9 protein-coding genes are annotated in these 11,999 nt (G+C 31.1%); 4 read left to right on the top strand and 5 right to left on the bottom strand.

Going from position 1 to position 11,999, the window contains the following annotated elements; translation table 11 throughout:
* The coding region (locus tag KA468_RS09165) for a hypothetical protein (protein ID WP_291242643.1) at positions 1 to 968 on the bottom strand (968 nt) is incomplete at its 3' end.
* A 346-nt stretch (positions 969 to 1,314) separates the two neighbouring features.
* Between KA468_RS09165 and KA468_RS09155 the strand changes: the two genes are divergently transcribed.
* Positions 1,315 to 1,698, top strand: a complete 384-nt coding sequence (locus tag KA468_RS09155; protein WP_291242641.1) for a nucleoside triphosphate pyrophosphohydrolase family protein — start codon at positions 1,315 to 1,317, stop codon at positions 1,696 to 1,698.
* Between the two features lie 71 nt (positions 1,699 to 1,769).
* Here the strand turns inward: KA468_RS09155 and secA are convergent, their stop codons facing one another.
* The 4 genes from secA to KA468_RS09135 form a co-directional block, all read right to left on the bottom strand.
* On the bottom strand, positions 1,770 to 5,126 hold the full coding sequence (secA, locus tag KA468_RS09150) for a preprotein translocase subunit SecA (RefSeq protein ID WP_291242640.1): 3,357 nt from the start codon (positions 5,124 to 5,126) through the stop codon (positions 1,770 to 1,772).
* Between the two features lie 103 nt (positions 5,127 to 5,229).
* Positions 5,230 to 5,451, bottom strand: a complete 222-nt coding sequence (locus tag KA468_RS09145) for a DUF2795 domain-containing protein (protein ID WP_022828503.1) — start codon at positions 5,449 to 5,451, stop codon at positions 5,230 to 5,232.
* 171 nt (positions 5,452 to 5,622) lie between these two features.
* Entirely contained in the window at positions 5,623 to 6,192 is a 570-nt protein-coding gene (locus tag KA468_RS09140; RefSeq protein ID WP_291242639.1) for a cob(I)yrinic acid a,c-diamide adenosyltransferase, read from the bottom strand.
* Between the two features lie 50 nt (positions 6,193 to 6,242).
* The gene (locus tag KA468_RS09135; protein WP_291242638.1) at positions 6,243 to 7,187 is read right to left on the bottom strand and encodes a TerC family protein; all 945 of its coding nucleotides are present in this window, start codon (positions 7,185 to 7,187) and stop codon (positions 6,243 to 6,245) included.
* A gap of 236 nt (positions 7,188 to 7,423) precedes the next feature.
* On the opposite strand from KA468_RS09135, the gene KA468_RS09130 reads away from it, so the two are divergent.
* From KA468_RS09130 to KA468_RS09120, 3 genes are all read left to right on the top strand, one after another.
* Positions 7,424 to 9,613 carry a glutamine synthetase III gene (locus tag KA468_RS09130; RefSeq protein WP_291242637.1) on the top strand — a complete coding sequence of 730 codons (2,190 nt, stop codon included), beginning with the start codon at positions 7,424 to 7,426 and terminating at the stop codon, positions 9,611 to 9,613.
* 95 nt (positions 9,614 to 9,708) lie between these two features.
* A complete protein-coding gene (locus tag KA468_RS09125) occupies positions 9,709 to 10,482 on the top strand; it encodes an OmpA family protein (protein ID WP_291242636.1) in 774 nt (257 codons plus the stop codon).
* A 48-nt stretch (positions 10,483 to 10,530) separates the two neighbouring features.
* A partial coding sequence (locus KA468_RS09120) for a hypothetical protein (RefSeq protein ID WP_291242635.1) occupies positions 10,531 to 11,999 on the top strand: 1,469 nt, incomplete at its 3' end.

Here is an 11,999-nt window from a genome sequence, read left to right as displayed (position 1 = left end):
ACCCATTTTGAAGGTTCATTTACTTCAGGAATTGATTTTTTATAAATTCCAATATAAAATCCTTTTTTGTCTTCGTTGAATTTTTTGGTTACAATGTAATTTCTTGTTTTAGCCCAAGCTTTTTTCATGTGAGAATAATCTCCTTTTAATGTGGTTTTTATAGCTAAAAATGAGCTGTAGTTTTTACCTTGAATTTGACTATCTGGCGTTGTGAATATTTTTTCTTTGACTGGAACGCACATCGCATAAACTATTTTGTTTTCGTTTTCATTATTCTGAAACATTACAAATGGCACTTCTAACGTTTCTATATCATTTGATTTGATGAAATTTTTCATTGTTTTTAACAATGCTTTAGATTTTTTCGGAAAATCTTTAACTAAACAAGAATCTTTTTGTTCTAAATAATTAATTGCAGGTCTGTTTACCAATCCGTCTACTTTTATATCATATTCACCTAATTCACTTACAAAATAGTTGTTAATTTTATTTAAACTTTCTTGTATCTGCGGCCCCACATAACTTGTAATTCCTCCATTTAATACAGAATATATTTTTTCTGTAAATGATAAATCGCCTTTAATAGTAACGGATGCTAACGTATTGTTTCCTAATTTCTTAAATTTCCAATGCAATGTTTGCTTGTTATCGTTTTGAATAAAGAGTTGCGATATGGAATCTTTTTGAGCAAAAGTGGTAATAATAGCATTTTCAGAATCCCATTTTACATATGATTTTTTACCAATAGTATTTTGAGAGGTAGTAAAATTAAAATTTTCTTCGGTATTGAATTGCTGCCAATCATTCCAATTAGAAAAATCGTTTACATATTCAAACACAGAATTACTTGGTGTATTTATTTCTTTTTGTTTTGTAATTTCATAAGTAGCAGGTTGTGTGGCAACAAAAACTACAAAAGCCAAAAGGAATAGCAGAAATAAAAGCGATAAATATTTTAAAATTTTCATTTGTTTTTGGGGATAAAAATCAAATATAATAAATTATTCTTTTATGAAACCCTTTATTAAAAATAAGAATAAAATAAAAAGTAAAAAACCTAAAACAATCCATTTTACTCCTTTATATTGCTGTTTATGAATTTTTTTATCCTTTAAATACATAAAAACAATAATTGTAATAAAAGAAATTGCAAATAAAATTGCAAATACGGTTTGTCCTTTTGAAAACATGTTGATAATTTTTTTTTCAAATTTAAGGATTACAAGTTTTAAAATATAATTTTATAGCATAATAATATCAAAAATAAAGTTTGTTACGAATTATCAAATTTCAATTAATGTTAAACCTTATACTATGCAAAAACAATTAGACGCTGTTAAATTATTTCATACCACTTATGGTTTAGGAGTAAGTGAAAACATGAAAGCCGACTTAGGCACACAAAAAAATAACCTTCGTTTTGAATTAATGAAGGAAGAAAACGAGGAATATTTAGAAGCTGTACAAAATAATGATTTAATAGAAATTGCTGATGCACTTGGCGATATGTTATACATATTATGCGGAACTATATTAGAACATGGTTTACAACATAAAATTGAAGCTGTTTTTGATGAAATTCAGCGAAGTAATATGAGTAAATTAGGTGAAGACGGAAAGCCTATTTATCGTGAAGACGGAAAAGTAATGAAAGGACCAAATTATTTTAAACCTAATTTTGAAGCTATTTTAAAGTAATATCTTCTGATTTAAAACAAAAAAATCCTTAATGTGAATTAAGGATTTTTTTTGTAATTATAATTAAATATTTATTCAGAAACTAAAACATACTCACCAGAAGCTAAAAGTGCTTCTGCTTTTTTGTATTTCATAGTTTCACTTTTTCCACTCATAACGTTTTTAATTGTTACGTTATCGTTTCTATTGATTTTTGGTTGATCACGAACAATAGTTTCTGTAACCGTCGGGCGTTGTTGTGCTTGATTTCCAGCTTCTCTATTCGCTTGCGCTAAATCATCAGAATCTAACGTATCTTTTGATTCGGTATAATTTGATTTTTTTGTTACTTGTTTGGCTTCCTGAATGTTATTCGCATTTTGTGAAGGCAATTCTCCTTTAAATAAAAATGAAATCACATCTTTATTCACTTGTTCAATCATGGCTTTAAATAATTTAAATGCCTCAAATTTATAAATTAATAAAGGATCTTTTTGTTCGTGTACCGCTAACTGAACCGATTGTTTCATTTCATCCATTTTACGTAAATGTTTTTTCCATGATTCATCTACAATAGCTAAAGTAATATTCTTTTCGAAATCTGTAATTAACGATTTTCCTTCTGATTCGTAAGCTTTTGTTAAATTCGTAACTACATTTAATGTTTTAATTCCATCCGAAAAAGGCACTACAATTCTTTCAAATTGTCCGTTATTATTTTCGTAAACATCTTTAATTATTGGATACGCTTCTTTTGCATCACGAACTACTTTTTCATCATAATAAGCATAAGCCGCTTTATATGTTTTTGCAACAATTTGTTGTACGTTTAATTTTGCAAATTCAGCTTCTGTTACTGGAGCAGTAATAGAAAAAGTTCGTATTAATTGAAATTCGAAGTTTTTAAAATCATTTACAATTTTGTTGTTTTCTACAATAACTTCACAAGTATCATAAATCATATTTACGATATCTACTTTTAAACGCTCACCTTGTAAGGCGTGACGACGACGTTTGTATACCACTTCACGTTGTGAATTCATTACATCATCATATTCTAATAAGCGTTTACGGGTTCCAAAGTTGTTTTCTTCTACTTTTTTCTGTGCACGTTCGATAGATTTTGTCATCATAGAATGTTGAATCACTTCACCTTCTTTTAATCCCATTCTATCCATGACTTTTGCGACTCTCTCTGATCCGAATAAACGCATTAAGTTATCTTCCAATGAAACATAAAACTGAGAACTTCCTACATCTCCTTGACGACCAGCACGTCCACGTAACTGTCGGTCTACACGACGAGAATCGTGTCGTTCTGTTCCTATAATAGCTAAACCACCAGCTGCTTTTACTTCTGGTGATAATTTAATATCGGTACCACGACCAGCCATATTTGTTGCAATAGTTACCACGCCTGGTTTTCCAGCTTCAGCTACAATTTCAGCCTCGCTTTTATGCATTTTCGCATTCAATACATTATGATTGATACCACGCATTTTAAGCATTCTACTTAATAATTCTGAAATTTCTACTGAAGTTGTCCCGATTAACACTGGTCTTCCTGCGTTTGAAAGTTCTACTACATCTTCAATAACAGCATTGAATTTTTCACGAACCGAACGATAAATTAAATCTTCTCTGTCAATACGAGACATTGGTTTATTCGTAGGGATTTCAACTACATCTAATTTATAGATTTCATTAAACTCACCTTCTTCTGTAATTGCTGTCCCCGTCATACCTGCTAATTTGCTGTACATACGGAAGTAATTTTGTAAAGTTACTGTAGCAAAAGTTTGAGTGGCTGCTTCGATTTTTACGTTTTCTTTAGCTTCAATAGCTTGGTGTAATCCATCAGAATAACGACGGCCATCCATAATACGACCTGTCGATTCGTCTACAATCATTACTTTGTTGTCCATTATTACATATTCTGTATCTTTTTCAAAAACAGCATATGCTTTTAATAATTGCGTTAGCGTATGAATTCTTTCTGATTTTACAGAAAACTCTCTGTATAAATCTTCTTTTAATTCGGCTTCAGCATCTTTATCTAAATTTTGTTTTTCGATAGCTGAAATTCCAGTAGAAATATCTGGCAATACGAAGAAATTCTCATCCGTATCTTGCGATAAAAATTTAATTCCATTATCTGTTAATTCTACTTGATTGTTTTTTTCTTCAATAACAAAGTAAAGCGCCTCATCTACTTTAGGCATTTCTCTATTATTGTCTTGCATATGAGCATTTTCTGTTTTTTGAAGAATTTGTTTGATTCCTTCTTCAGATAAAAACTTAATTAATGCTTTGTTTTTAGGATACGCACGGTAGGTTCTTAATAATTGAAAACCACCATCTTTAACATTTCCTTCTTTAATTAATCGTTTCGCTTCGGTTAAACAATCTGTTGCAATTTTTTTCTGTAATGTAAATAAATTCTCAACTTTTGGTTTTAATTCTAAAAACTCGTGTCTGTCTCCATCTTCAACAGGTCCTGAAATAATTAAAGGAGTTCTTGCATCATCAACTAATACAGAATCGACCTCATCTACAATGGCGAAATTGTGTTTTCTTTGTACTAAATCTTCTGGAGAATTCGCCATATTATCACGTAAATAATCGAAACCAAATTCGTTATTCGTACCATAAGTAATATCGGCGTTATATGCTTTTCTTCTCGCTTCAGTATTTGGTTGGTGATTATCAATACAATCTACAGTTAAACCGTGGAATTCGAATAAAGGCGCTTTCCAAGTACTATCACGTTTAGCTAAATAGTCATTTACAGTAACTAAATGCACTCCATTTCCTGTAAGTGCGTTTAAGTAAAGCGCAAGAGTTGCTACTAATGTTTTACCTTCTCCTGTTTGCATTTCGGCAATTTTACCTTGATGTAAAACGATACCACCCATTAATTGTACATCATAATGAATCATATCCCAAGTGATTGGTTTTCCTGCAGCATCCCAAGAATTTGCCCAATTTACTTCTTCGCCTACAATGGTAATATAAGGTTTTGTTGCAGAAAGTTCTCTGTCTTTTGCAGTAGCAGTAACAGTAATTGAAGTATTTTCTTTAAAGCGACGAGCCGTTTCTCTTAAAACAGCAAATGCTTCTGGTAAAATTTCATTTAGTGTTTTTTCTGAAATATCGTACGCTTCTTTTTCTAACTTATCAATTTCAGTATATATGTTTTCACGAGCATCAACATCTACTGTGTTTTCTGCTTCCGATTTTAACGCTTCAATTTTAGCATCTTTTTCAGCACGAGCTTGATTAATTTTATCTTTAAATAAAACCGTTTTTGCTCTTAATTCATCGTGCGAAATTGATTTTAATGCTTCTTGATAAGAATTAATCTTATTTACGATAGGTTGAATGGCTTTGATATCGTTGGCTGATTTATCACCAACAAATATTTTTAATATCGAATTTACAATACTCATAATCTTTATTTTATATATGTTTTACCTTACGGTTGTATTCATTTGTAAAGATAACCAAAAAAAAAGCCTCACCGAAGAGACTTTTTAATAGGCTATTTATTTTTTAATATTCATCCTCGTTCCAAAGATAATCTTCATCTGTAGGATAATCTGGCCAAATTTCTTCCATCGACTCATAAATTTCACCTTCATCCTCTATAGACTGTAAGTTTTCTACCACTTCTAATGGTGCTCCAGCTCTGATGGCGTAGTCAATTAATTCGTCTTTTGTAGCAGGCCATGGCGCATCACTTAAATATGATGCTAATTCTAACGTCCAATACATCTTATTTAGATTTTTTAGTTTAATGCAAAAATAAATTTATTAGTTAAAAAGACAAGTTTTTTTTGAATTATTTTTTAATAAATTTTAAGAACTTAATTTCAGTGGTCAGTTTTCAGTTTTTAGTGATTAGATTTTTATGTTTTCAGAACACTTTTTACTAAATACAGAATACTATTTTCTGGGTATCCACTTTACTTCTTCAGCGTTTAAATCATAAGACAACTTTCGTGCCAATACGAATAAATAGTCAGAAAGTCGGTTTAAATATTTAATTGCAATCTCTGCAACAGGTTCGTTATGGTCTAAATGCACGGCTAAACGCTCGGCTCTTCTGCATACACAACGTGCAATATGACAATATGACACGGTTGTATGTCCACCTGGCAAAACAAAATGCGTCATCGGAGGCAATGCTTCTTCCATAGCATCAATTTCTTTTTCAAGTAATTCGATATCACTTTCAATTATACCTAAGTTTTGTAAACGTTTTTCGCCGTTTTTTAATACTTCTTTTTCAGGTGGTGTAGCTAATATAGCGCCAACAGTAAATAATCTGTCTTGAATTTCAATTAAAATATCTTTATAATGTGCATTGAACTCTTGATCACGAATTAATCCAATATGCGAATTTAATTCATCAACCGTCCCGTAACTTTCAATTCGGATATGGTCTTTTGGTACTCTTGTTCCTCCGAAAAGGGCAGTGGTTCCGGTGTCACCTGTTTTAGTATATATTTTCATTTTTGCTTTTCAAGTCTTTTTAAAAATTGTTTTTTTTCGAATTACGAATTTTATTCTTTGTTTTTTTGTAATGAAACCAGCACTCCAATTGTGATGGATAATGCAATAAATACTAACGATAACCATTCCGGGAAATATTCTGGGAAGTGATGAATCAATAACATTTTTACACCAACGAAAGTTAAAATTGCAATTAAACTGTATTCAATATAACTAAATTTTTCAATCATATTGGCTAAGAAGAAATACATAGAACGTAATCCTAAAATTGCAAAAATATTAGAACTGAATACCAAAAATGGGTCAGAAGTAATCGCTAAAATAGCAGGAACACTGTCTAATGCAAAAATCACATCCATAACTTCAATAACAATTAATGCAATAAATAAAGGTGTTACGTAATTAATGTTTTCTTTTCTAATGAAAAATTTCTGTCCTTCAATTTCGGTATGAACAGGAAATATTTTCCCTATTAGCTTATATATTTTAGAATCTTTTGGATCAAATTCTTCTTCCTCTTTACTAAATAGCATTTTCATAGCTGTAAAAATTAAGAAAGCACCGAATACATATATAATCCATTCAAATCGATTAATAAGCGCTACGCCTAAAAATATCATTAAACCTCTAAATATAATTGCTCCAATGATTCCCCAAAATAAAACTCTGTGTTGGTATTTTTGTGGTATTTTAAAGGATGAAAAAATAATAGCAATTACAAAAATATTATCTGCACTTAAGGAAAGCTCAATTAAATACCCTGTAATATATTTTAAAGACGCTTGCATCGGTTTTAATCCCGTTGGATTGGCAATAAAATCTCCGGCATAAAGTAAATATACTATTCCAGAAAATATAAAAGAAAGCGTTACCCAAAGTATGGTCCATTTTGAGGCTTCTTTACTACTAATTATATGAGGATTTTTATTAAAAACACCTAAATCGAGTGCTAAAAATATAGAAATTGCGATTAGAAAAATAATCCAAACTGTCATAATGATTGATTTTTAGCAAATATAAATTAAAATTCAGAAATTTTTAGCTTCATTCAGATTAAAAATAAGTTTTTACGTTTTTGTTAGTCTAACCCCTGGTTTTTTCTTTTAAATATATTGGAAATTAAAATATTTTTAATCTACCCCTAAAATTTTAGGGGGTAAGTTTTTTTATTTGTAAATATTTTATACTTTTGCAGTGTAAAATTTAGAAATTAATTTTAAAACCTAACTTTATGGCTACACTTCGTTTCCAAGCTTTAGATAAAGCTACAAGTAGAAAACCAGTTTCTTTTGAAGAAACAGCAAGAAAATCAGAAATTTTTGCTTCTAATGTGTTCAACGACAAATCAATGCGTCAATTTTTAACACCAGATGCTTATAAAGCTGTTAAAAGCGCAATTGAATTAGGAACAAAAATCGATCGTAAAATTGCGGATTATGTTGCAATGGGAATGAAAGAGTGGGCTTTATCAAAAGGTGTTACACATTATACACACTGGTTCCAACCATTAACTGGAACAACGGCTGAAAAACACGATGCTTTTTTCGAAACATCAATGGATGGTTCAGACCCAGTTGAAAAATTTGGAGGTTCACAATTGGTTCAACAAGAACCAGATGCTTCTTCATTTCCAAATGGTGGAATTAGAAATACATTTGAAGCTCGTGGTTATACAGCTTGGGATCCAACATCTCCAGCATTTATTTTTGGTAGTACTTTATGTATTCCTACTGTTTTCGTATCGTACACAGGGGAAGCTTTAGATAATAAAACACCTTTATTAAGAGCGTTAAGTGCTATTGATACTGCTGCTACAGAAGTAGCTAAATATTTCGATAAAAATGTTAAAAAAATTACACCAACTTTAGGTTGGGAACAAGAATATTTCTTAATTGATTCTGCTTTAGCAGCTACAAGACCTGATATTATTGCTACTGGTAGAACTTTATTAGGACACACGTCTTCAAAAGGACAACAATTAGACGACCATTATTTTGGTTCTATTCCAACTCGTGTTTTACAATATATGAGAGAATTAGAATACGAATGTATGTTATTGGGTATTCCAGTTAAAACGCGTCATAATGAAGTAGCGCCAGGACAATTTGAATTGGCTCCAATTTTTGAAGAAACCAATTTAGCAGTTGACCATAACTCCTTATTAATGGATGTGATGGAAAAAGTTGCGGAAAGACACGATTTCAAAGTTTTATTCCACGAAAAACCATTTAAAGGTGTAAATGGTTCGGGTAAACATAACAACTGGTCATTAGCAACAGATACTGGAATTAATTTATTAGCTCCAGGAAAAACGCCAATGAGTAATTTAATGTTCTTAACGTTTTTTATCAACACAATTAAAGCGGTTCACGATTACGAAGAATTATTAAGAGCGTCAATTGCATCAGCAAGTAACGACCACCGTTTAGGAGCAAATGAAGCGCCACCTGCAATTATTTCTGTGTTTATTGGTCAACAATTAACAAAAGTATTAGCTGAATTAGAAGGCGTTACGAAAGGAAAATTATCTCCAGAAGAAAAAACAGATTTAAAATTAAACGTAGTTGGAAAATTACCAGATGTTTTATTAGATAATACAGATAGAAACAGAACGTCTCCATTTGCCTTTACAGGAAATAAATTCGAATTTAGAGCGGTTGGTTCAACAGCTAACTGTGCCGTTTCAATGACAACTTTAAATTCAATTGTTGCCAAACAATTAATCGACTTCAAAAAAGAAGTTGATGTATTAATTGAAACAAAAGATTTAAAGAAAGACGAAGCGATTTTCAATACGTTAAGAGAATACATCAAAGGAACAAAAGCCATTTTATTTGAAGGTGACGGATATAGCGATGCTTGGGAAAAAGAAGCTAAAAAACGTGGATTAAGTAATCATAAAACTACTCCAGAAGCCTTAAAAGCGAAAGTTTCTAAAAAAGCATTTGATTTATTTGCCGAATTAGGCGTAATGAATCACATTGAAGTAGAATCACGTTACGAAATTGAATTAGAAGAATACACGAAAAAAATTCAAATTGAAGGAAGAGTTTTAGGAGACATTGCCCGTAATCACGTAATTCCAACTGCAATTAAATATCAAAATACGTTAATTGAAAACGTAAAAGGTTTAAAAGATATTTTTGAAAAAGATTTCACTAAAATTGCGAAAGAACAAATTGAGTTAATCAAAGAAATTTCAGCACATATTGAAGGCATCAATCGTAATATTGACGAAATGATTGAAGAACGTAAAAAAGCAAATAATTTAGACAATACGGAAAAAATGGCAGCCGCTTACTGTAATAAAGTAAAACCATATTTTGAAGTAATTCGCGAACACTGCGATAAATTAGAGCTTTTAGTTGATAATGGAATTTGGCCATTAACAAAATATAGAGAATTGTTTTTTATTAAATAATATTTGTTTAGATTTGAAAATGCTTGTTAGAAATAACAAGCATTTTTTTTACAATAATTTTGTCAGTTTTAAGTTATACTAAAAAATACGATTTTATGAAATTATTAATTATAAGTTTATTTTCTATTTTTTGCTTAACGTCTTTTTCACAAAAAAAGATGACACTTTATTTTGATACCAATTCAAGTGAGCTTAGCCAAAAAGAAATGGTTAAATTCAATGAATTTATGAAAACAAAAGATTTAAAAATTCAGAAAGTTATTGGTTTTTGCGATTTGCGTTCTTCTAATAAATATAACGATTCATTAGCATTAGCAAGAGCCAATTTTGTTTCAAGTTTAATTCGATTGTCTTCTTTTAATTCTGTGTTTGAAGTAAAATCTAAAGGAGAAAATTTCAATCAATTGAAAGATTTAGATTTAAACAGAAAAGTAGAAATTCATTTTAAAATTGAAAAAACAGCACCTTCAAAAGTTGTTCCAGAAGAAAGTTTAGGTACACGTATTTCTAAATCTAAAAAAGGCGATAAATTAGTGCTTAAAAATTTATTCTTTTACGACAGAACGGATATTTTATATCCGGAATCCTATAAACCGCGGGAAGAATTACTAAAAGCATTGAAAGATAATCCGAAATTAAAGATAGAAATTCACGGTCATATTTGTTGCACGCCCGGAAAAGATAAAGAAGAAATTGCTTTAAAACGTTGTGTGGGAACCATTGAATATTTAGTGGTAAACGGAATAGATAAATCGAGATTAAGTTATAAAAGCTTCGATGCAGCGCAACCTATTTTTCCCATTCCAGAAAAAAATGAAGAGGAACGAAAAGCCAATCGTCGTATAGAAATTTTAATCGTTGATAAATAAATGGCATAGTTTTTAACCTATATTTGTATATCTATAATAAACTAATTAATGAAAAACTTATTTGCTATTGCCTTATACCTTTTACCTTTTTTTAGCTATACCCAATCTTTTCAATGGATTAAAGATGGCGGTAGTTCGGAGAATTTAGGTTCTAATGATTACGAGCAGGTATATAGCATGGCTACTGATAGCCAAAAAAATGTGTATGTATTATCAAAGGTGGGCATGAGTAGCTTAAATATTGATGGTAATCCTAAAGCAAACTATGACGATCCAAGTTCTACACCTACAGATGTTGTTTTAGCTAGTTTTTCTTGTAATGGTACCTACCGTTGGAGTAAAATAATTGGTGGAGCTAATACAGAAAATATCAGCGCTGTTCAAGTAGATTCACAAGACAATGTGTATGTTGCAGGTAAAATAGCATCTTGTGATAACGGTACTTCCTTACAACCCTATCCAGGGAGAATTGAAAACGATTATACATTTAGCAATGCATCGAATGCTTGTAACGTGATTTTTTTGGCAAAGTTTAACACAAATGGAGTATTTCAATACATTAAGCGTCCTCAACTTCCTACAACTACATCTAACGCGCTAACCTATACAGCAAGCTTTAATTTTCAAATTCAAAATGATATTTTGTATTGGTTTGTATGGCTACCACCTGGTACTTATGCTAATGATGCTTTTACCAATAGCACTAGCGAGACGCACGCTCCTTATGTTTTAAAATATAATTTAGATGGCACTTTTATAGCCGCTACTCAATTAGGAGCTGTTCAAGGTATTTTCAGCATGATTGTAAAATATTACCGCAATCCACATAATGGGTTTTATTATATGACTTATGTTAGAACTCAAACTCCAGCCACTTTCACAATTAACGGTCAACCAGTGGTGAACGCTGCGGCTTTGGTTTGTTATGATGCTAATGGTAATTTCTTGTGGAAGCGAGAAAATAATAATAATACTGCTAATAATATGAAGTTTTTTGATATTAGTTTTGATCCTCAGAACAATATTTATATTGCTGGCTATATGACTGGTCTTAATTTAAATAGCTTTATGGGGTATTCCATTGCAATAGCAAATGTTCCTGCATTTGTTATGAAATTAAATGCAAGTGCCGATAATGTATTATGGGCATCACACCATGATTCTGTGGGTAGTGGTGATTATGGGGCTTTAGTGTATAATGGTAATGAAGTAGCCTACACAGGTTGGTGTGCAGGGACTAATTTTACTTGGGGTACTCAATCCATTTATGTAACCGCTACAAATCAGGGGCAAGATGTATTGTTAGCACGTTTTAATAGTAATACAGGTGCTTGTTTAAGTTTAAACCGTATTCCAAGTACAATAGGCTCAACAGATCGTGGAACCGCTTTAGCAGTTGATGCCTCAGGAGATTATTTAGTAGGAGGTGGTTTTGCAGCTACAATTTATGATGTAAATAATAATTCTGTATTTAATGGTGGTGGTACCACTGACTTTTTTATTGCCAAATTTGCTAC

It is taken from the genome of Flavobacterium sp., from assembly GCF_017985075.1.
Lineage (GTDB): Bacteria > Bacteroidota > Bacteroidia > Flavobacteriales > Flavobacteriaceae > Flavobacterium.
This window is presented reverse-complemented; position numbering and strand designations above follow the sequence as displayed.